The sequence below is a fragment of the Sphingobium cloacae genome, assembly GCF_002355855.1.
GTDB classification, from domain to species: Bacteria; Pseudomonadota; Alphaproteobacteria; order Sphingomonadales; family Sphingomonadaceae; genus Sphingobium; species Sphingobium cloacae.
Genome location: NZ_AP017655.1, coordinates 554700 through 575009, shown reverse-complemented (window position 1 = coordinate 575009; position 20310 = coordinate 554700). Strand labels below are relative to the sequence as shown.

Sequence of the window (20310 nt, the reverse complement as noted above, 5' to 3'; positions counted from 1 at the left end):
GAAAGGGAAAGGTGAAGCGACATGGCTGACAAGAGCAATGTCCCTACGGTGCCAGCGCTGGGCGGTGAAGCCAGCCTGAACCGCTATCTGTCGGAAATCCGCAAATTTCCGCTTCTGACTCCGGAGCAGGAGTATATGCTCGCGAAGCGCTATCAGGAACATCAGGACCCTGAGGCCGCGGCGCAGCTCGTGACGTCGCATCTGCGCCTGGTGGCGAAGATCGCGATGGGGTATCGCGGCTACGGACTGCCGGTCAGCGAACTGATCTCCGAAGGCAATATCGGCCTGATGCAGGGCGTGAAGAAGTTCGAGGCCGATCGCGGCTTCCGGCTCGCCACCTATGCGATGTGGTGGATTCGCGCCTCGATCCAGGAATTCATCCTGCGGTCGTGGAGCCTCGTGAAGATGGGCACCACGGCGGCGCAGAAGAAGCTGTTCTTCAACCTGCGCCGGATGAAGAACAATATCGAAGCGTTCGAGGATGGCGACCTGCATCCCGACGACGTCAGGAAGATCGCGACCGATCTGGGCGTGTCGGAAGACGATGTGGTGTCGATGAACCGCCGCATGGCGATGGGCGGCGACACGTCGCTCAACGTGCCGATGCGCGAGGATGGCGAGGGCCAGTGGCAGGATTGGCTGGCCGACACCGATCCGTTGCAGGACGAACGCGTCGCCGACGAGCAGGAGCGCGAAATGCGCCACGACATGCTGGTCGAGGCGATGGACGACCTCAACGACCGGGAAAAGCATATCCTGGCCGAACGGCGCCTGGCGGAAGAGCCCAAGACGCTGGAGGAGTTGTCGCAGGTCTATGGCGTCAGCCGCGAGCGGGTCCGCCAGATCGAAGTGCGCGCTTTCGAGAAGCTGCAAAAGGCGATGATGCGGATCGCGGGCGACCGGCTCGGCCAGATGGCGCGGCTCGCCGCTGCTTAAGACAGGCTGGAAGAAAGAAACGAGAAGCCCCGGATTTTCCGGGGCTTTTTGTTTGGCGATGGGGGTTTCGGGAAAGAGCGGACATTCTTTCATCCGTTCGGGCCGAGTGTCTGAAATGACTCAAGACTGAAGTGCCCCGTGCCTGGGACTAAGCGGACGGACGCTAACCACCCCTCCGTGTCTTGACGCGGGATTTACAATCTCCATAACCGCGTTTCTTTGGGGTGGGCCGGCTTCACGCTGGGTCAAATCGGGGATCAGGCCGCGCTTGCCGGCCCCCGTCATCGCAGCGGGACCAGTTCCACCCAAAGCCCCATCGATGGCGCTTACCCACCCCTATGATAGTCATAATCATAGGCGCGCCCCTGCTGCTTGGTGAGGATGCCGCCGATGATGCTTCCGCCCGCGCGGCGCAGGCGCTCGACCGCCACGCGCAGGCCGCCATGATGGTTGCGGCCCCATTCGACCACCAGCACCGTCGCCTGCGCCTTGGCCGCCAGCAGCGGCGCGTCGGCGAGCCCGAGGATCGGCGGCGCGTCGATCAACACCGTGTCATAGCTTTCCCGCGCATGGCTCATCACCCCGTCCAGCGCCGGTGTCGCCAGCAACTCGCCCGGATTGGGGGGAATGGCGGCGCAAGGCAGGATCGAAAGCCCCGCCACGCCCGTTGGCATGACGGCATCCTCCACCCTGGCCTGACCCGTCATCACCTCGCTGATGCCGATGGCGGGCACCAGTCCGAACAGGCGATGCTGGACCGGGCGGCGCATGTCCGCGTCGACCACGAGCACCTTCTTCCCCAGCGCCGCCAGCGCCCGCGCCAGCGCATTCAACGTCAGCGACTTGCCCTCGCCCTCCTGCGCGCTGGTGACGAGGATGGAGCGCGGCAACCCCTCCACCGATCCCAGCAGCAGGGACGAGGCGATGGGGCTGAATATCTCCTGCGGCTGCGCCCGGTCGCCCGTCACCGGCACCGATCCCAGCATCGGCAGGCCCACCCGCTCGCCCAGCGTTTCGGCCGAGGTCACCGCATCGTCGAACACATGGCGCAATCCGACCAGCAGAAGCCCCAGCAGAAGCCCGCCCAGCGAAGCGATCAGCATCGCGCTGCCGACATGGGGGGAGGAAGGCCGCGCGGGCACCGCCGCCCGGTCCAGCGGCTGGATGCGCCCGGCCTGGAATCCGGCCTGGGAAGCCATGTCGCGATAACGCTGCAACAGGCTGTCATGCAGCAGCCTGTAGGTATCGACCTGCCGCTCCATGATGCCGACCTGCACGTCGCGCCCGCGTTCGACCAGCGCCTGCCGTTCCAGATCCCTGATTTCCGAGGCGATCTGCTTTTCGCCATGGACGGCGACGTCATATTGCTCCTTGAGCGAGGCGCGGATGGTGTTCGCCATCGCCTGCGCCTGATCGTCCAGCGCCGCCAGCCGCGCCCGCGCCTCGCGCATTTCGGGATGATCGTCCTTGCGGAACTGGCGCTGGCGGACCAGTTCCGCCCGCGCTTCGGCGCGCTGCGCCATGAGTTGCTGCATCGCGCCGTTGTTCAGCACTTCGGGCAGGGTTTCGACGCTGGAGAGGCGGGCGCTTTCCCACTTCTTCGCCGCGGCGATCCGATCGGCCGACGCCTGCGCGCGGAAGGCGTTGAGCTGCGCCAGCCGCGCCGTGACGGACCCTTGCGGCACGGGGGCCTCTTCGCCACCGCCCTCCTTCGCATCCGGCGGCGGCGCGCCGCCCACCCGGGCCGCGTAGACCGCCAGATCGCGCTCGGCCCGCTCCAGATCGGCGCGCGCGCCCTCCAGTTCGCCCAGCAGGAAACGCCGCGCCTGCACGCCGGATTCGAACCCGCGCTTCAGGTCGGTCCGGATCAGGCTGTCGGCATAGCTGTTGGCGACCCGCGCCGACAGCACCGGATTGGCGCTGGTGAAGCTGATCTGGATGATCCGGGACTTGCCCGGCAGGTCGATGTCCAGCCCGTCCTGCAACAATTTGAGGACGGTTTCCTGCTCCACCTGCCGCTGGCTGAGCGATCCCGCCCCCTGCTCCGGCCGCTTGCGGTTCATGCCGTCGAAGAAGGTGCGGCTGCCGACCAGAGCCAGTTCGCGCGCCACATCCTCCGCCAGGGCACGGCTGCGCAGGACTTCCAGTTGCGTCTGCATCAGCGATTCGGTGTCGCCCGGCGCATTGGGGCGCTGCGTCGCGCCGGCGCCCGCCGCGCCCGCCGGGACATCCTCCACCTCGACCGAAGCGGTCGCGCGATAATCGGGCGTCGCCATCAGGATGAAGATCAGGCCCGCCAGCACCGACAGGGCCATCGTCACGAACAGGATCACGCGATGCCGCCGGACGATCGCCCAGCTCCGCCGCGCCGCCGCGACCATGCGGGCGGGATGCCCTTCGCGCGCAAGCATCGCGTCCTCTTCGGGAATCATGCGGACCGCCTCCCTCATCGACCGTCCAGCGCGATGAAACCCGTCGCCAGCGCGGGCGCGGCCAGCAGGGCGCCGCCCAATATCGCCCTGGCGCGGGACAGGCCCACGATCACCATGTCGCCCGGCAGGATTTCAGGATCGGCCGCCTCCCCCTTGCGGATGGCGGCAAGGCTGAACATGGCCGCCTTGCGCTGCCCCTCTTCCTGACGCACGACGACGATCTGGCCGAGGCTGGCGATCCGCGTGGGCCCCTTCGCCATCGCCACCGCCTGGCTGAGCGTCAGCCGCCCGGCGAAGGGGAACAGGCCCGGTTCGCGCACTTCGCCGTCGACGGTGATGCGGCGGCCGACCGCCTGCTTCACGAACACGGTGACCTGCGGCGACACCAGATAGCGCTGCCCCAGCCGCCCGGCGATCACGTCCCCGGCCTCCTCCGCCGAAAGTCCCGCCACCGATATGTCGCCGACCAGCGGCATCCGCACCATGCCCGCCGCCGTGACGCGCGCGTCCTCCAGCGAAAGGCCCGGCTCATGATAGATGCTGATGCGCAGCACGTCGTCCGGCGCGATCCGATAGTCCATGCCGACAGCGGGAGCGGCGGGGATCGCGGCATAGGCGTCATCCCCCCTTGGAGCGTCTTCCACCGTCGCGCAAGCCGCCGTCAACGCGCAGAGCGCGATGCCGCAACTGGCCCGCATCCTATCGTGGAAAGACCGCTTCATCCGCCCGGACACCCCTTTCGACCCGATGCCGCATTGGGAGAAAATGCGGCTGGGCTTGGGGGTTAGCGGCGCGTCGACCCTATGGCAACCGCTGGTCGGACCGGCTGCGCGCGCTTGACGACAGTCGGCCCTTCCATTGTCAGACCGCCACGCGGCCCACGGGCGCTTCGGAAATCCGGCGCGGCTGATCGGACCAGATGCCGCGCGTGTCATAGACCGCCTTGTCGGCGCGCTCGTCCACCGGCACGGATTTGAACATGTCATGATCGACAAGAATGACGAAAACGCCGCATTGTTCCAGAGCCGTATCGAGATCCATCAGTTCAGCGCCCGTGCCCGCGAATTCCATCGGCAGCGCATGGGCATAGGGTTCGACCAGCCTGATCCGCCGCCCATAGCGCCGCGCCAGCCGGGCCGCGACCTTGACCGCCGGGCTTTCGCGGAAGTCGTCGATATTGGGCTTGAAAGCGAGACCGAGGCAGGCGACCGCCTCGCCCGGAAATGCGTCGATCAGGTCCGAAGCGCGCGCCACCACATGGTCGGTCTTGCCGTCGTTCACTTCGCGCGCGGTGCGGATCAGCCGGGCATTTTCCGGGTCGCCATGCACGATGAACCATGGGTCGACCGCGATGCAATGACCGCCGACTCCGGGACCGGGCTGCAATATGTTCACGCGCGGATGGCGGTTGGCGAGGCGAATCACCTCCCACACGTCGATGTCCATCCGCTCGGCGATCACGGACAGTTCGTTGGCGAAGGCGATGTTGACGTCGCGGAAGCTGTTCTCCACCAGCTTCACCATCTCCGCCGCGCGCGCCGTGGTGGTGATGCACTGCCCGCGCACGAACTGGCGGTAGAAGGCCAGCGCCTTGCGCGCGCAGCGCGGCGTGATACCGCCGATGCAGCGGTCATTGTCGATCAGTTCCACCAAGATCCGCCCCGGCAGCACCCTTTCCGGGCAATAGGCGATGGCGATGTCCCCCGCCGCCCCGCCGCTCTGCACCGGCATTTTGAGATCGGGACGAAGCTGCGCGAACAGGTCGCGCATCGCCTCGGTCGTGCCCACCGGAGAGGTGGATTCGAGGATCACCACGTCCCCCGCCTTCAGCACCGGCGCGACGGTCCGCGCGGCCTTGAGCACATAGGAGATGTCGGGCGCGCGATCCTCCGCCACCGGCGTGGGCACGGCGATGATGAAGACGTCGCTCGGCTCGACGTCCAGGCTGGCGCGCAGGTTGCCGCGCGACACCACGCCCTGCACCAGCCCGTCGAGATCGACCTCCTCGATATGCACCCGGCCCGAATTGACCGTCTCCACGACATGCGCGCTGACATCCACGCCCACGACCTGCGCGCCGCCCCGCGCGATCAACGCGGCGGTGGGCAGGCCGATATAGCCGAGGCCGATGACGGAAACCTTCTGCTTGCTGTCGACGGGCATGTAACGATCCTGAAAAAGCCGGTGATTTTCAGCTTCGTTGATGCCGGGAAATGCTGAAGATTTCGGTAACGCGCCGCTTTTCCTGTCCTTCAGGCGGCCGCGATAATCCGCGCGATCCGCTCCGCTGCCTGACCGTCGCCAAAGGGATTGTGCGCCCGCGCCATCGCGCCATAGGCGGCTTCATCGTCGAGCAGCATCGCCACTTCCCGCACGATGCGCGCGCGATCCGTGCCCACCAGCCTCGCCGTGCCGGCCGCGACGCCTTCGGGCCGCTCGGTCGTCTCGCGCATGACCAGCACCGGCTTGCCCAGCGAAGGCGCTTCCTCCTGCACGCCGCCGCTGTCGGTCAGCACCAGATGACAGAGATCGAGCAGCCGCACGAAATGCGGATAGTCCAGCGGATCGATCATTGCGACATTGGAACGGTCGGCCAGCACCGCATCCATGACCGGCCGCACATGGGGATTGGGATGCACGGGAAAGATCACCGCCACGTCGGGCCGCCCGGCGATATCGGCGATGGCGCGCGCGATCGCTTCCATGCCGCCGCCGAAATTTTCCCGCCGGTGGCTGGTGACCGCGACGATCCGCCGGCCCGCGAAGCGCGCCGCCAGATCGTCCAGTCCCGCCGCCAGCACCGGTTCCGCCAGCACTCGATTCCGCGTCGCGAGCAGCGCGTCGATCACGGTGTTGCCGGTGACATGGATGCCCTTCGCGTCGCGATTCTCTTTCCGCAGCGCCTCGGCCGCTGCGTCGGTCGGCGCGAAGTTCATGTCCGCGATGCAGGCCACGACGCGCCGGTTCACTTCCTCCGGCCAGGGGTGATGGATGTCCCCGCTGCGCAGCCCCGCCTCGACATGCGCCACCGGGATCTTGCGGTAATAGGCGGCGAGGCTCGCCACCATGGTGGTCAGCGTGTCGCCATGCACCACCACGCGGTCGGGCCTTTCCGCATCGAACGCCGCGCCCAGTTCCACGATCAGCCTCGCCGTCAGCCCGTCCAGCGTCTGGTTGGGCGTCATCACGTCCAGGTCGATGTCGGGCACGATGCCCGCAATCTCCAGCACCTGATCCAGCAGCCCGCGATGCTGCGCCGTCACGATGACGCGGGTATCCACATTCTCCCGCGCCTTCAGCGCATGGATCACCGGAAACAATTTGATCGCTTCGGGCCGTGTCCCGAAAACCAGCGCCACCTTCATCATCGTCCCTTTGTCTGCTTCATTCCCCTTGGCAGACAAAGGTAACCATGCCCTTTACGCCTTGAGCTTCCAGCCTTTCCTGAGCAGCGCGTAGCACAGCAGGCCGAGCGCCAGATTCAGCACCAGCAGCACGATGCTGCCCGCCATCACGTCGCCGTCCGACGCCGCGACGAAGCCATAGCGGAAGCCGGAAATGGCATAGAAGAACGGATTGGCGTGACTGATCGCGCGAAACACGGGCGCCAGCCGGTCGATCGAATAGAAGGTACCCGACAGCAGCGTCATCGGCCCGATCACGAAGTTGGTGATCGCGGCGGCATGATCGAATTTTTCCGCCCAGATCGATGTCAGCACGCCCGCGAAGGCGGTGAGCATCGAGCCCATCAGACCGAACCATATGATCGCCCAGGGATGCGTCGGCGTCACATGCACGCCCGGCCACAGCGCCATCGCGGCCCACAGCGCCAGCCCCACGGCGATAGCCCGCGTCACCGCCGCGCCGACCAGCCCCAGCAACAGTTCGCCCGTGGAAAGCGGGGGCATCAGATAATCGATCAGCGTCCCCTGCATCTTGCCCACCAGCAGGGCGAAGCTGCTGTTCGCGAAGGCATTGTTCATCATCCCCATGATGATGAGCCCCGGCGCGATGAAGTCGGCAAAGGGCACGCCCAGCACCTGCCGGTTCGCGCCGCCGAGCGCGATGGTGAAGATCACGAGGAAAAGCAGCGTCGTCACGGCGGGCGCCCAGATCGTCTGGAGCTGCACCTTCATGAAGCGGCGCACTTCCTTCGCGTAGAGCGCGCGCGTGCCTGCCCAGTTGACGTTGCGGATCACCATCTCGCCCGGTTCGTGAAACGGCGGGGAAGCGCTGGCGGCAGGTGCAATTTTGGACTGGTCGTTCATGGCTGGATCGACTATCGGCTGAGCGGATAACCCGCAAGGATGTTGTGCGCGGATTTGAACCCGCGCCTGCGCGCCCCATATAGGGCGCAATTCTTGGAATGTGAGGAGTTTTCATTTGTCCTGGACCGACGAGCGCATCGACCAGCTCAAGTCTATGTGGGAAAAGGGCCTGACCGCCAGCCAGATCGCGGAAGAACTGGGCGGCGTCAGCCGTAACGCGGTGATCGGCAAGGCGCATCGTCTGGGCCTGCAATCCCGTCCTTCCCCCGTGAAGGCCAACGAAGCGCCGAAAAAGGCCGCCGCGCCGCGCAAGCCCGCCCCCGCGGCGGCTCCCGCGCCCGAAACGTCCCGCGCCGCCGCGCCGGCCGCGCAACCGGCAGCACCGCGCCACGCCGCGGCGCCCGCCCCCGCGCCGGCCGCGCCCGCGGCAGCGGACGCCGCCACGCCGCAGCAGCCCGCCGCGCCGCAACCGCGCATCATTTCGGTCGGCCCCGGCGGTTTCCTGCGCCAGGGTCCGGGCGATCAACAGGCGCCGATCCCGCCCGCGCCGCCGCGCCGCCTGGTTCCCGCCAAGCCCAGCCCGGAAATCGCGGACAAGACCTCGCTGCTCGACCTGACGGAACGCATCTGCAAATGGCCGGTCGGCCATCCGGGCGAGCCGGATTTCCATTTCTGCGGCGAGCCGGTGAATCCCGGCTTCCCTTATTGCGTGGAGCATTGCGGCCGCGCCTATCAGGCGCAATTGCCGCGCGGCACGCGCCGCCCGCCTCCCCCGCTTCCCTTCGGCGGCCCGCGCGTGCGCTGATGAGATCATGAACAGGGCCGGTTCCGAGGAGGAGCCGGCCCTTTTTCCTTGGCATGGCTATTTTGGGTGGAGAGCGGACTGTCTGCTTTTCTCCACCGCCGTTCACCCTGAGCTTGTCGAAGCCTGTCCTGAGCGCCTGCCTTGGCAGTCAGTCGAAGGACTCAGCCCGAACGGAGATTGGATGTCCCCTTTGGACTGAACACCCCCACTGCCTCCCACGCCACTTGCGCCCGGCGTTCGCGCCCGATAGCAATCCCCCATGTCCGATCTGTTCGCGAACCAGCCCGCCTCCTCTCCCGGTTACGACGCCTCCACCATCGAGGTGCTCGAAGGGCTCGAACCGGTCCGCCGCCGCCCCGGCATGTATATCGGCGGCACGGACGAACGGGCGCTGCACCATCTCGCGTCCGAAGTGCTCGACAACAGCATGGACGAAGCCGTCGCGGGCCACGCCACCCGGATCGAGGTGACGCTGGAACCAGGCAACCGCCTCACCATCACCGACAATGGCCGGGGCATCCCGGTCGGCGAGCATCCCAAATTCCCCGGCAAGTCCGCGCTGGAAGTGATCCTGACCACCCTCCATTCCGGCGGCAAGTTCACCGACAAGGCCTATGCCACATCCGGCGGCCTGCACGGCGTCGGCATCAGCGTGGTCAACGCCCTGTCCATCGTCACCGTGGTCGAAGTGGCCCTCAACCGCGAACTCTACCGCCAGAGCTTCGCGCAGGGCCTTCCCACCAGCGGTCTCGAAAAGGTCGGCGCGGCTCCCAACCGGCGCGGCACGTCCGTCACCTTCATTCCCGACAGCGAAATCTTCGGCGAACAGAAGTTCAAGCCGGCGCGGCTCTACCGCCTCGCCCGGTCCAAGGCGTATCTCTTCGCGGGCGTCGAGATCCGCTGGAAATGCGCGCCCGAACTCATCACCGACGACACGCCCGCCGAAGCCGTCTTCCAGTTCCCCGGCGGCCTTGCCGATCATCTGAAGGAACAGGTCGGCGGCCGGGAATGCGCCACCAGCCAGTTCTTTTCGGGCAATCAGGATTTTCCCGAAGCGGCGGGCCGCGTCGAATGGGCTGTCGCCTGGCCGCTCTGGTCGGACGGCAGCTATAGCTGGTATTGCAACACCATTCCGACCCCGGACGGCGGCACCCATGAGGCGGGCCTGCGCGCCGCGCTGGTGAAGGGCATCCGTGCCTTCGCCGATCTGGTCGGCCAGAAGAAGGGCAAGGACATCACCGCCGACGACATCATGACGTCATCGGAAATCATGCTCAGCGTCTTCATCCGCGACCCGCAGTTCCAGAGCCAGACCAAGGACCGCCTGACCTCTCCCGAAGCCGCGCGCCTCGTCGAGAACGCCGTGCGCGACCATTTCGACCATTTCCTGACCGACAATATGGAGCGCGGCAAGGCGCTGCTCGGCTACGTCCTCGACCGGATGGACGAACGGCTGAAGCGCAAGCAGGAGAAGGAGGTCAAGCGCAAGACCGCCACTTCCGCCCGCAAGCTGCGCCTGCCCGGCAAGCTCACCGACTGTTCCACCGACGATCCCGACGGCACGGAAATCTTCCTGGTCGAAGGGGACTCGGCGGGCGGCTCCGCCAAGCAGGCGCGCGACCGCAAGACGCAGGCCATCCTGCCCCTGCGCGGCAAGATCCTGAACGTGGCGTCCGCCAACACGGCGAAAATCCTCGCCAATCAGGAAATCGCGGACATCATCCAGGCGCTGGGCTGCGGCACGCGGAAGGACTGCAATCCGGACCATCTGCGTTACGAGCGCATCGTCATCATGACCGACGCGGACGTGGACGGCGCGCATATCGCGACGCTGCTCATGACCTTCTTCTTTCAGGAGATGCCGGAACTGGTGCGGCGCGGCCATCTTTTCCTCGCGCAACCGCCGCTCTACCGCCTCGTCGCGGGCGGCAAGAACCTCTACGCGAAGGACGACGCCCATCGCGAGGAACTGCTCCGTACCGAGTTCAAGGGCAAGAAGGTGGATATCAGCCGCTTCAAGGGCCTGGGCGAAATGAATCCCGGCCAGCTCCGCGAAACCACCATGGACCCGAAGACCCGCAGCCTGATCCGCATCACCCTGCCCGACGATTATGAGGACCGGCAGCAGGTGCGCGACCTGGTCGACCGGCTGATGGGCAATAATCCCGCGCATCGCTTCGCCTTCATCCAGGAAAATGCGGCGGCGGTGGACGAAGAGGCCATAGACGCATGAAGGCTTTGGCGGCTCTGGCGCTGTTCCTGCTGGCGCTGCATCCTCTTTCTTCGTCCGCGCAGGTCGCGCCAGCCTATCACGCCCGCGCGGAACAATTGCTTCCGCTGCTCGGCAAGGACGGCGGGGAAAAGGACTTCTTCTCCGACCTGTTCCTGACGGCGGTTCCCGTCAACCAGTGGCGCGCCCTCACGGCCGACCTGCGCCGCCAATATGGCGAGCCGCAATCGCTGGGCTCGGTCCGCCAGAACGGCCCCACCGCCGGTCAGGTGGAGGTCCGCTATCGACGCGCCACGGTCGGCTTCACCCTGGTCATTGCTCCCGAAGCGCCGAACCGCGTCATCGGCCTCCAGATCGTCGGCGCGAAGCAGGCGGACGACAGCCTCATCAAGGTCATAGACGACTTCGAAGCGCTGCCGGGCCAGACCGCCTTCGCCATCGCGCGCCTGACCGATGGCGGCCCGCAATGGATCGCCACCCGCGCGCCCGACCGGCAAATGGCGACCGGATCGTCCTTCAAACTCTATGTGCTGGCCGAACTCGCCCGCGCCGTCGAAGCGGGGGAGCGCCGCTGGAGCGACGTGATCCCCCTCTCCCACAAGAGCTTTTCCGGCCGCCTGCTGGCATATCCCGACCGTGCGCCGATGACGCTCCACAGCCTCGCCACGACCATGATCGCCGAAAGCGACAACAGCGCCGCCGACACGCTGCTGCTGGCGCTGGGGCGGGAGAATGTGGACGCCACCCTCTCCCGCGCGGGCCACGCCGAGGCGGACGCGGCCCTGCCGCTCCTCACCACCGCCGAAGCCTTCGCCCTGAAGATGCCCGCCAACGCATCCCTGCGCCAAAGCTATGCGCGGGCGTCGATCGCCCAGCGCCGCGCCATGCTTCGCGACCATGCCGCGCGACTTGACGCCAAGGCCGTGGATATAGGCACCGTCGCGGAAACCCCCGCCTCCATCGACAGCGCCGAATGGTTCGCCTCGCCGAAGGACGAAGTCGCCCTGCTCGACTGGCTGCGCCGTCATGGCGGGGAGGCCCTTCCCATCATGGCGGTCAATCCCGGCATTGCGCCCGCCGATGCCGCCCGCTGGAAGTATCTCGGCTATAAGGGCGGCTCAGAACCGGGCGTTATGGCGATGAACTTCCTTGCTCAGGCAAAAGACGGAAGCTGGTATGCCGTGACGGGATCATGGAACAATCCGGCCGCCCGCCTCGACGAACCGCGCTTCGTCGCGCTGATGACGCGCGCGCTCAACCTGCTGGCCGAGACCTCCCGCTAGAGCATGATCCGTTCATGCTGAATCGGATCATGCTCTGATTCTCTTTTATTTTCCGCATTTTCCGAGCCAGCAGATGCAGCCATCTGCTTCGAAAATGCTCTAGCACGTTCTGCGAGCCGTCGGGACTTCAGAATGCTCTAGGGGCGCAGGACCGCCTCGCCGGTCATCGGATTGACCAGCGTCACATTTTCCAGCGCCTGAATCCGCCATTCCCCTTCCCGCCGCGTCGCCACGGCCAGGATCATGGTGTCGATCCGGTGGGGGCCCGCCGGATGCGCCTGCCCCGCGCCCAGCCGCGACCAGAAATGCAGGATCGCCGCATCGCCGGAGATCGGATCGACATCCGGCGCATCGTTTTCCAGCGTCGAATCGCGATAGATGCTTTCATGCACCCGCCTGTGGCCCGCGACGATCTGCTCCACGCCGCGCCAATAGGTGCCGAACCTGTTCACGAATGTCGCGTCGGGATGGAACAGCAGGCCAAAGGCATCCATGTCATGCGCGTTCCACGCCGCCTGAAAGCGCGCCGGAATATCCGCGGGTTCCGTTATCACCCTATCATTCCGCCAAAGCCTCGACCAGCGCCTTGACCTTCTTCTGCCGCCATTGAGGCAGGGGCGCGATCAGCCAGTAGGACAGGGACGAATCCACCGCTTCCCCCACTTGCCGCACGCGACCGGCGGCCAGGTCCGCCTCCGCCAGCAGCAGCGGGACGACCGCCTGCCCGAACCCGTTCGCCGCCGCCTCGATCGCCAGACCGCCATCCGCGACCCGGATCGACGCGGGCTTGTCGCCATGGGGGCAACCGGGCCATTCGATCCACCCATCGGGACCGCCATCGGCCGCCTCCACCGTCACGAACGCCGCTTCACCCAGCCTGATGCCTTCATGCTCGCCCGGCGTTTCGGCCAGCCGCAGCGCCAAATCCAGATTGGCTTCCGTGAAATCGAGCGCCTCATCCGCCGCCACCAGCGCGAATTTCAGGTCGGGCTGGCTCGCGGCATAGGCGGCGAGCCGCTTTTGCAGCCATTTCGCGGTGATGTCGCGCGGCGCGGCGATGGTGAGCGAGGAAGAGGACTGGCCCGCCTGCATCGCCCGCACCGCCTCCTCGAACTCCAGGAAACCGGCGCGCAGGGCGTCCAGCCCAGCCTCCGTTTCCGGCGTGAGTTCCAGGCCCTTGGGCGTGCGGCGGAACAGCACCACGCCCAGCATGTCCTCCAGCGCGCGAATCTGCTGGCCCACGGCGGCGGGGGTCACGGCCAGTTCGTCCGCCGCGCGGGTGAAGGACAGGTGCCGCGCCGCCGCATCCAGCACGCGCAGGCCGTTGAGCGGCAAATGGGTACGCTTCATTCGGCCACCGCAGGCGCGATCAGCGCGAAATGCGGGATCGCGGCGTCGAAGGTGTGCCCATCCGCCCCGATCATATGATAATGACCCTTCATCGATCCGGTCGGCGTGCCCAGCGGACAACCCGAAACATAATCATAGCTTCGCCCCGGCTGCACGACCGGCTGCTCGCCTACGACGCCATCGCCGTCCACCCGATGCTGCGCGCCGCGCCCGTCCGTGATGATCCAGTGACGCGTCAGAAGCTGGATCGGCTGATCCCCGCCATTTTCGATGCGGATATGATAGGCCCAGAACCAGCGGCCCCGGTCCGGCTCCGATTGTTCGGGCAGGAAGGTCACGGCCACATGGACCGTGATGTCGCGCGTCGTGGCGTGGAAGGGGAACAGTGCGTTCACGATTTCAGGAATGCGCCCTTATTCCCGTCCACGTCAACGCCCTATCGCCCGCAGCGCCTGATCGAAATCGGCGATCACGTCCTCCGGATCTTCAAGGCCCACATTCAGGCGCAGCATATCCTCGGTGATGCCGACTTCCAGCCTCGCTTCCTCCGCCATGCCATAATGGGTGGTGGAGGCGGGATGCGTCATCAGGGACCGCGAATCGCCGATATTGTTGCTGATGTCGACCAGTTGCAGGGCGTTGAGCAGGCCGTGCGCCTCCTTGCGCCCGCCGCCGACATAGAGCGAGAAGATCGGCCCGGCCAGTTCCATCTGTCGCATCGCCAGCGCATGTTGCGGATGGCTTTCCAAGCCGGGATAGAGAACTTTGGGCAGGCGCGCCTCCAGGAAGCGCGCGACCTTCAGCGCATTCTCGCTCTGCTTGCGGATGCGCAGGTCCAGCGTCTCCAGCCCTTTCAGCACCACCCAGGCATTGAACGGAGAGAGCGTCGGCCCGGTGTTCCGGTGGAAAGGCAGCAGCGTGTTGAGGATGAAATCCTCCGTGCCGCAGATCGCCCCCGCGAGCACCCGCCCCTGTCCGTCCATCATCTTGGTCGCGCTGTAGGCCACCACGTCCGCGCCGAATTCCATTGGCCGCTGGAGCGCGGGCGTGGCGAAGGCATTGTCCACCACCGTCACGATGCCATGCGCCCTGGCGATGTCACAAATCCCTTGAAGATCAGCGACATCCATGGTGGGATTGGCAGGCGTTTCGAAGAAGAAGAGCCGGGTGTTGGGCCGGATCGCCGCTTCCCACGCGGCATTGTCGGTGGCGTCGACGGTCGTCGTCTCGATCCCGAATTTGGGCAGCAGCGTATCGACCAGCCAGCGGCACGAGCCGAACAGCGCCTTGCCGCCCACGACATGATCCCCGGCGGAAAGCTGGCACAGGAGCGCCGCGGTCATCGCCGCCATGCCCGAAGCGGCCGCGCGGCAAGCCTCCGCCCCTTCCAGCAGGGCGATGCGCTTTTCCAGCATCTCGACAGTGGGGTTCTGGAGCCGGGAATAGGTCATGCCCTGCTGCTCGCCGGCAAAGCGCGCCGCCGCGTCCTCCGCCCGGTCGTAGCAATAGCCGCTGGTCAGGAACAAAGCTTCCGACGTTTCGCCATATTCCGTGCGCGCCGTGCCGCCCCGGACGCCGAGCGTGGCAGGCTTCCAGTTCTTCGTGATCTCCGGGTCCTGCCCGCTCTTCCGCTTCATGATTCGATCCTCAGTTCAGCGCCGCCAGCACCGCATCGCCCATTTCGACGGTGCTCATGCCGCCGCCCAGGTCGGGGCTGCGCGCGCCATCGGCCAGCGCCTTCTCCACGGCCGCCTCGATCCGGTCGGCCTGCGCATGCAGCCCCAGCGAATAGCGCAGCATCATCGCCGCCGACAGGACCGTCGCCAGCGGATTGGCCTTGCCCTGCCCGGCGATGTCCGGCGCGGAGCCGTGGATCGGTTCATACAGCCCCTGCCCGCTGCCGTTCAGCGTCGCGGACGCCAGCATCCCGATGGAGCCGACGCACATGCTCGCCTGATCGGACAGGATGTCGCCGAACAGGTTGCCGGTCACGATCACATCGAACTGGCCCGGATCGCGCACCAGCTGCATCGCGGCATTGTCGACATACATATGGCTGAGCGCCACATCGGGATATTCGGCGGCCACCTCGATCACCACGTCGCGCCAGAGCTGGCTCGTCTCCAGCACATTGGCCTTGTCCACCGAGCAGAGCTTGCCCCGCCGCGCCCGCGCCGCCTGGAAGCCGCTATGCGCGATGCGCCGCACCTCGGTCTCGTTATAGGACATGATGTCATAGCCTTCGCGCAGGCCGTCGGCGGTCGTGCGGAAGCCTTTCTCGCCGAAATAGACATCTCCGTTCGTCTCGCGCACGATCAGCAGGTCGATGGCGCCCGCGACCTCCGGCTTGAGCGCGGATTCGCCGGCCAGTTCGGGGAAGACCTTCGCGGGGCGCAGGTTGGAGAACAGGCCCAGTTCCTTGCGCAGCCCCAATATCGCCTGCTCGGGCCGCAGATGCCGCTCCAGCGAATCGCAATCGGGATCGCCGACCGCGCCGAAAAGGATCGCGTCCGCCCGCTTCGCCAGTGCCAATGTCTCAGGCGGCAGGGGATGCCCCGCCGCCTTGTATGCCGCCCCCCCGACCAGCCCTTCCTCATAGGTCAGGCCGTCGATCGCCAGCGCATCCAACACGCGCTTCGCCTGCGCGACGATTTCCGGGCCGATACCGTCTCCGGGAAACAAGGCGATCAACATGGGCACAACTCCTGCAATATGTTGCCGCCGCCATATGAAGCCGCCGCCCGTTACGCAACCGCCCTTTTGAGCCGGTCGACCAGCCGCTCCCGAGCCGCCAGCACGTCGGCGCGCCGTTCCGTCAGCACCGAACGCTCCAGAAAGAAGCCGGTCAGCCGCAGCCCGTCCAATATCTCCGCCCAGTCCCCGCTTCCCCCTTCGATCAGGAACGGCGGCAAGGGCAGCAAGCGGCTTTCATAACCGATAGCTCCCTCCCGGCTCACCGCTGCGGCGCTGCGCGGGCTGACGAAGGCCAGATCCTCGCCCCCCCCCATGGCCGCGCAACGCGTCAGGTCCAGCCCGAACCCCAGTTCCGCCAGCAGCAGCAATTCATAGCGGACCAGCGCCGCCGCCCATCCTCGCGCCGCCGGGGCCGCCTCCACTGCGCCCAGCACGCCGTCCAGCGCCTGATGGAGCGCCGGATAAGGCGTTCCTTCCGGCAAGGCGGCCGCCGTCAGCGCACAGGTCCAGTCGATCGCGGCGGCAGGCAGGGGCTCCGCCAGGAGAGGCGCGCGGCTATGCGCCAGTTCCACGGTCAGCCCCGCAAGCTGATCCTCCGTCCGCGCCCGGAACTCCGCCTTCACGGCATTGCCCGGCAACAGCACCGGCCGGACCGCCCGCGACCGCCCGCCCCGGACATAGCCCGCCAGCAAGCCATCGTCCGGCGTCAGCAGACGCGCAATCGCCCCATGCTCTCCATGGGCGCGCACGGCGCAGACGATGGCGGAAGTGACGAGGGCAGGCACAGGGCCTCCCTTACGCCTTCATGCTCCGCATATCCATATGACGCCGGTGTCAGGCAAAGGCCTCCGCGGGTAGCATCGGCGATTGCAGGCCGCAGGAACCCTTCATCGCCCGCGTGAAATAGTCCTTCAGCATGTCGCGATAATCGGGATGGGCGCAGTTGGCGGTGATGACCTCCGCCCGCCTCCTTCCGGCGACAGGCGAAAAAGGAATGGGCTCCCCCATAGAGGCCGTCCCGCCTGCCGTCAGGCGCGATCTTCATTCATGGAAATAATCGTAAACCTGCCGCGCCACGACCTTCGACACGCCCGGCGCACGCTGCAAGTCCTCCAGCGCCGCGTCCTTCACCGCCCGCGCCGTGCCGAAATGCATCAGCAGCGCCTTCTTCCGCGCGGGGCCGATGCCCGGCACGTCGTCCAGCGAACTGGTGGTGATCGCCTTGCTCCGCTTCTGCCGGTGCGCGCCGATGGCGAAGCGATGCACTTCGTCCCGCAACCGCTGGAGATAGAACAGGACCGGATGGTTGAGCGGGAAAGTCACCTCCCGCCCGTCCGGCAGGTGGAACACCTCGCGTCCTTCCCGGCCGTGATGCGGCCCTTTCGCGATGCCGATCATGCAGACATCCTCGATGCCCATTTCCTCCAGCGTCGCGCGCGCCGCCGACAACTGCCCCTTGCCGCCGTCGATCAGCACGAGGTCCGGCCATTCGCCGCTGTCGCGATCCGGGTCCTCCCGCTGCGCACGGCCGAAGCGCCGCTCGAACACTTCGCGCATCATCGCGAAGTCGTCGCCCGGCGCGGTCTCCGGGTTCCTGATGTTGAATTTGCGATAGGCGTTCTTGCGGAAACCCTCCGGCCCCGCGACCACCATCGCGCCCAGCGCGTGGCTGCCCTGAATATGGCTGTTGTCGTAGATTTCGATCCGGTCGGGCACGCCGTCCAGCCCGAACACTTCCACCATCTCGTCCAGGATCTTCGCCTGCGTGGTCGTCTCGGCCAGCCGCCGGGCGAGCGCCTCCACGGCGTTGCGCTGCGCCTGCTGGATCAGGCGGGTTCGCGTGCCCCGTTGCGGCACCTCGATCCGCACCTTCGCGCCGGTCCGTTCCGACAGCGCCTCCGCCATCAGTTCGCATTCGGCGGGCGCGCGGTCGGCGAGGATCAGGCGGGGGGGCGGCACTTCCTCATAGAATTGCGCCATGAAGCTCGCCAGCACCTCATCCTCCGCCACCTCGGCGGTGTGGACGGGGAAGAAGCTGCGATGGCCCCAATTCTGCCCGCCCCGGATGAAGAAGGCCTGGATGCACATCGCCCCGCCCTTCGTCGCCAGCGCGAAGATGTCGGCGTCGCCCAGCCCTTCGGCATTGATCGCCTGACTGCCCTGGATGAAGGTCAGCGCCTTCAGCCGGTCCCGCAACACCGCCGCCTGCTCGAAGTCCAGCGAGTCCGAGGCCAGTTGCATCGCTTCGCCCAGCTTGCGCTGGACGGCGGTCGACTTGCCGCCGAGGAAGTCCTGCGCGTCCCGCACCAGTTCGGCATAGCCCGCATCGTCGATCCGCCCGACGCAGGGGGCCGAGCAGCGGCGGATCTGATAGAGCAGGCAGGGCCGGGAGCGGTTGGCGAAGAAGCTGTCGGTGCAGGATCGCAGCAGGAACAGTTTCTGCAAGGCGTTGATCGTCCGCGTCACCGATCCGGCGCTGGCGAAGGGGCCGTAATAGCGGCCCTTATATTTCCGTGCGCCGCGATGCTTCTGGACGCGGGGGAAGGCGTGGTCGTCGCGCAGCAGGATGAAGGGGAAGCTCTTGTCGTCGCGGAGCAGCACATTGTACGGCGGGCGGAACCGCTTGATGAGTTGCGCTTCCAGCAGCAGCGCTTCGGCTTCGCTGTTGGTGGTGACGATGGTCATGGAGCGGGTCTGCGCCACCATGCGTTGCAGGCGGCGGGGGAGCCGGTCGACCTGCGTATAGTTGGCGACCCGGTTCCTGAGCACCCGCGCCTTGCCGACATAGAGCACGTCGCCGCGCGCGTCCTGCATCCGGTAGACGCCGGGGCGCGTGGGCAGGGTCCTGAGCGTGGTGCGGATCGCTTCCACGCCTGCCTCTATGTCGGGCTGGCTGCCCTTGACGGTGAAGGTCGCCTTGTCTTCGTGGAAGCGGTCGGGGGATTGGGGACGCGACATCATGCTGAGATAGCGGGAGGGGCGCGGAGCGCAATGGCGGGGTGCGGGGTTGTTCGCGAATCCATGAATGAAATAGCGAAGGGAACGCGTTTTTCGAGAGGGAGGGTAGGAGAAATAGGAGAGATACCCAAAAGGAAAAGGGCCGGCGTGTTGGCGCCAGCCCTTTTTCCTTCGGTGCGTCCGGCCGGTCAGGCTACGGGGCCGAGTTCCTTGATGGCGCTGTCGACCAGCGCCTTGTCGGCCTTTGCGTCGTGGCCCCCTGCGATCAGCGTGGCGGCGGCGCTTGTGGCGGCGTTCACCACCCTGGCGCGGATGCCCGCGATGGCGGCGCGTTCGGCGGCCCCGATCTTGTCCTCGGCCATTTTCTGGCGGCGCACCACCAGCGCGGCGGCGTTGGCCTTCGCGTCGTGCAGGATCGTTTCCGCCTCATGCTCGGCGGACTGGCGCATGGCGTCGGCTTCACCGGCCGCTGCGGCCAGCTTCGCTTCATATTCCGCCTTCAACGCTTCGGCTTCGGCGCGCAGCTTCGAGGCTTCCTCAAGCTGGGCCTTGATCTGGGCGATGCGGTTGTCGAGCGCGCCGCCGATCAGGCCGGGCACCTTCTTCACCAGCAAAAGCAGGATGAACACCGCCATCGCCAGGCTGACCCAGCCGGTCGCGTCCATATAGAGCGCCTTGGGATCGCTGTGCGGCGCGACGCCTTCATGCGCGACGGTGCCGACCGGCTCCAAGCCCTCGGCATGGATCGCGTCGCCCAGATGGGGCGTTGCTTCGCTATGCTGTCCTGCTGCCTCAGCCATGGGCCAGTGCTGCCTTTACTGCGTTACGGGCCGCATCCTCCGACGCATCCACGCCGGAAATGCGGGCCACCATGTCGCGCGCCGCATCGGCCGCAACGGTTTCAATCTGTTCCATGGCCGCGTTCGAGGCGGCCTGGATGCGGGCTTCGGCAGCGCCGATGAGGCTCGCGATCTCCGCATCGGCGGCGGCGAGCTTGCGTTCGGCATCCCGCGCGGCGTCCGCCTTGGCTTTCGCCAGCACGGCCTGAGCCGTGGCGCGGCTTTCGGCGTCGCGGACGCGATAGTCCGCCTCCGCTTCGTCGGCGCGGGCGAAAGCCGCCTTCGCCGCGTCCAGATCGCCGGAAATCTTCGCGTCGCGCGCGTCCGCCGTCCCCTGCACCTTGGGCACCATGCCAAGGCCGATGACGAAGAAGACGAAGCCGAACGTCAGCAGCAGCCAGAAGATCTGGGATGAATAGGTTTCGGCGATTTGCGCGATTTGAGGCATTTCGAATCCGTCCGATCAGGCGCGGTCAATTCCGGGAACGGGCGAGGCCGGCAACCGCCGACCCGCC

Annotated in this window: 19 protein-coding genes; 4 read left to right on the top strand and 15 right to left on the bottom strand. The window is 66.6% G+C overall.

Features of this window, described 5'->3' with window-relative positions:
* Window positions 1-21: 21 nt before the first annotated feature.
* Window positions 22-936: an RNA polymerase sigma factor RpoH gene (rpoH, locus tag SCLO_RS02945; RefSeq protein ID WP_066518671.1), complete on the top strand. Its 915-nt coding sequence runs from the start codon at window positions 22-24 to the stop codon at window positions 934-936.
* Window positions 937-1262: 326 nt separating this feature from the next.
* Here the strand turns inward: rpoH and SCLO_RS02940 are convergent, their stop codons facing one another.
* The 5 genes from SCLO_RS02940 to SCLO_RS02920 all read right to left on the bottom strand — a co-directional run bounded on the left by SCLO_RS02940 (window position 1263) and on the right by SCLO_RS02920 (window position 7636).
* The gene (locus SCLO_RS02940; protein WP_066518672.1) at window positions 1263-3368 is read right to left on the bottom strand and encodes a GumC family protein; all 2106 of its coding nucleotides are present in this window, start codon (window positions 3366-3368) and stop codon (window positions 1263-1265) included.
* Window positions 3369-3382: 14 nt separating this feature from the next.
* Window positions 3383-4090 carry a polysaccharide biosynthesis/export family protein gene (locus tag SCLO_RS02935; RefSeq protein WP_083949116.1) on the bottom strand — a complete coding sequence of 236 codons (708 nt, stop codon included), beginning with the start codon at window positions 4088-4090 and terminating at the stop codon, window positions 3383-3385.
* 139 nt (window positions 4091-4229) lie between these two features.
* A complete protein-coding gene (gene wecC / locus SCLO_RS02930) occupies window positions 4230-5531 on the bottom strand; it encodes a UDP-N-acetyl-D-mannosamine dehydrogenase (RefSeq protein WP_066518678.1) in 1302 nt (433 codons plus the stop codon).
* Window positions 5532-5620: 89 nt separating this feature from the next.
* Window positions 5621-6733, bottom strand: a complete 1113-nt coding sequence (gene wecB / locus SCLO_RS02925) for a non-hydrolyzing UDP-N-acetylglucosamine 2-epimerase (protein WP_066518716.1) — start codon at window positions 6731-6733, stop codon at window positions 5621-5623.
* 54 nt (window positions 6734-6787) lie between these two features.
* Window positions 6788-7636: an ABC transporter permease gene (locus tag SCLO_RS02920; RefSeq protein WP_066518683.1), complete on the bottom strand. Its 849-nt coding sequence runs from the start codon at window positions 7634-7636 to the stop codon at window positions 6788-6790.
* A 115-nt stretch (window positions 7637-7751) separates the two neighbouring features.
* Here SCLO_RS02920 and SCLO_RS02915 point away from each other — a divergent pair, with 115 nt between their 5' ends.
* The 3 genes from SCLO_RS02915 to SCLO_RS02905 all read left to right on the top strand — a co-directional run bounded on the left by SCLO_RS02915 (window position 7752) and on the right by SCLO_RS02905 (window position 11954).
* Window positions 7752-8441 (top strand): GcrA family cell cycle regulator, encoded by a 690-nt coding sequence (locus SCLO_RS02915; protein ID WP_096362079.1) that lies wholly within the window; start codon window positions 7752-7754, stop codon window positions 8439-8441.
* 259 nt (window positions 8442-8700) lie between these two features.
* A complete protein-coding gene (parE, locus tag SCLO_RS02910) occupies window positions 8701-10674 on the top strand; it encodes a DNA topoisomerase IV subunit B (RefSeq protein ID WP_066522374.1) in 1974 nt (657 codons plus the stop codon).
* A complete protein-coding gene (locus SCLO_RS02905; RefSeq protein WP_066522379.1) occupies window positions 10671-11954 on the top strand; it encodes a serine hydrolase in 1284 nt (427 codons plus the stop codon). The genes parE and SCLO_RS02905 overlap by 4 nt, the downstream gene beginning before the upstream one ends.
* A 137-nt stretch (window positions 11955-12091) precedes the next feature.
* Here the strand turns inward: SCLO_RS02905 and SCLO_RS02900 are convergent, their stop codons facing one another.
* The 10 genes from SCLO_RS02900 to SCLO_RS02860 form a co-directional block, all read right to left on the bottom strand.
* A complete protein-coding gene (locus SCLO_RS02900) occupies window positions 12092-12508 on the bottom strand; it encodes an SgcJ/EcaC family oxidoreductase (protein WP_231923329.1) in 417 nt (138 codons plus the stop codon).
* Between the two features lie 4 nt (window positions 12509-12512).
* A complete protein-coding gene (locus SCLO_RS02895) occupies window positions 12513-13304 on the bottom strand; it encodes a LysR family transcriptional regulator (protein ID WP_066521788.1) in 792 nt (263 codons plus the stop codon).
* Window positions 13301-13699, bottom strand: coding sequence for a Co2+/Mg2+ efflux protein ApaG (apaG, locus tag SCLO_RS02890; protein ID WP_066521790.1), 399 nt, complete (start codon window positions 13697-13699; stop codon window positions 13301-13303). Before apaG ends, SCLO_RS02895 begins: the two co-directional genes overlap by 4 nt.
* A gap of 33 nt (window positions 13700-13732) precedes the next feature.
* On the bottom strand, window positions 13733-14941 hold the full coding sequence (locus SCLO_RS02885; RefSeq protein ID WP_066521791.1) for a trans-sulfuration enzyme family protein: 1209 nt from the start codon (window positions 14939-14941) through the stop codon (window positions 13733-13735).
* Between the two features lie 10 nt (window positions 14942-14951).
* Entirely contained in the window at window positions 14952-15998 is a 1047-nt protein-coding gene (gene leuB / locus SCLO_RS02880; protein WP_066521794.1) for a 3-isopropylmalate dehydrogenase, read from the bottom strand.
* Window positions 15999-16048: 50 nt separating this feature from the next.
* The gene (gene recO, locus SCLO_RS02875) at window positions 16049-16783 is read right to left on the bottom strand and encodes a DNA repair protein RecO (protein ID WP_066521798.1); all 735 of its coding nucleotides are present in this window, start codon (window positions 16781-16783) and stop codon (window positions 16049-16051) included.
* A 49-nt stretch (window positions 16784-16832) separates the two neighbouring features.
* A complete protein-coding gene (locus tag SCLO_RS23225) occupies window positions 16833-17006 on the bottom strand; it encodes a hypothetical protein (protein ID WP_157080347.1) in 174 nt (57 codons plus the stop codon).
* 33 nt (window positions 17007-17039) lie between these two features.
* Window positions 17040-18956 carry an excinuclease ABC subunit UvrC gene (uvrC, locus tag SCLO_RS02870; protein WP_066521818.1) on the bottom strand — a complete coding sequence of 639 codons (1917 nt, stop codon included), beginning with the start codon at window positions 18954-18956 and terminating at the stop codon, window positions 17040-17042.
* A 188-nt stretch (window positions 18957-19144) separates the two neighbouring features.
* Window positions 19145-19756 carry a F0F1 ATP synthase subunit B family protein gene (locus tag SCLO_RS02865; protein WP_066521799.1) on the bottom strand — a complete coding sequence of 204 codons (612 nt, stop codon included), beginning with the start codon at window positions 19754-19756 and terminating at the stop codon, window positions 19145-19147.
* The gene (locus SCLO_RS02860; protein ID WP_066521801.1) at window positions 19749-20243 is read right to left on the bottom strand and encodes a F0F1 ATP synthase subunit B family protein; all 495 of its coding nucleotides are present in this window, start codon (window positions 20241-20243) and stop codon (window positions 19749-19751) included. Before SCLO_RS02860 ends, SCLO_RS02865 begins: the two co-directional genes overlap by 8 nt.
* Between the last annotated feature and the right edge of the window lie 67 nt (window positions 20244-20310).

Bases quoted from the DNA above. Each gene is read 5' to 3' on its own strand.
- wecB (WP_066518716.1), bottom strand. From the start codon at position 6,733: ATGAAGGTGGCGCTGGTTTTCGGGACACGGCCCGAAGCGATCAAATTG.
- rpoH (WP_066518671.1), top strand. From the start codon at position 22: ATGGCTGACAAGAGCAATGTCCCTACGGTGCCAGCGCTGGGCGGTGAA.
- leuB (WP_066521794.1), bottom strand. From the start codon at position 15,998: ATGTTGATCGCCTTGTTTCCCGGAGACGGTATCGGCCCGGAAATCGTC.
- wecC (WP_066518678.1), bottom strand. From the start codon at position 5,531: ATGCCCGTCGACAGCAAGCAGAAGGTTTCCGTCATCGGCCTCGGCTAT.
- SCLO_RS02885 (WP_066521791.1), bottom strand. From the start codon at position 14,941: ATGAAGCGGAAGAGCGGGCAGGACCCGGAGATCACGAAGAACTGGAAG.
- SCLO_RS02935 (WP_083949116.1), bottom strand. From the start codon at position 4,090: ATGAAGCGGTCTTTCCACGATAGGATGCGGGCCAGTTGCGGCATCGCG.
- uvrC (WP_066521818.1), bottom strand. From the start codon at position 18,956: ATGTCGCGTCCCCAATCCCCCGACCGCTTCCACGAAGACAAGGCGACC.
- SCLO_RS02860 (WP_066521801.1), bottom strand. From the start codon at position 20,243: ATGCCTCAAATCGCGCAAATCGCCGAAACCTATTCATCCCAGATCTTC.
- SCLO_RS23225 (WP_157080347.1), bottom strand. From the start codon at position 17,006: ATGGGGGAGCCCATTCCTTTTTCGCCTGTCGCCGGAAGGAGGCGGGCG.
- SCLO_RS02895 (WP_066521788.1), bottom strand. From the start codon at position 13,304: ATGAAGCGTACCCATTTGCCGCTCAACGGCCTGCGCGTGCTGGATGCG.
- parE (WP_066522374.1), top strand. From the start codon at position 8,701: ATGTCCGATCTGTTCGCGAACCAGCCCGCCTCCTCTCCCGGTTACGAC.
- SCLO_RS02865 (WP_066521799.1), bottom strand. From the start codon at position 19,756: ATGGCTGAGGCAGCAGGACAGCATAGCGAAGCAACGCCCCATCTGGGC.
- SCLO_RS02905 (WP_066522379.1), top strand. From the start codon at position 10,671: ATGAAGGCTTTGGCGGCTCTGGCGCTGTTCCTGCTGGCGCTGCATCCT.
- SCLO_RS02920 (WP_066518683.1), bottom strand. From the start codon at position 7,636: ATGAACGACCAGTCCAAAATTGCACCTGCCGCCAGCGCTTCCCCGCCG.
- SCLO_RS02940 (WP_066518672.1), bottom strand. From the start codon at position 3,368: ATGATTCCCGAAGAGGACGCGATGCTTGCGCGCGAAGGGCATCCCGCC.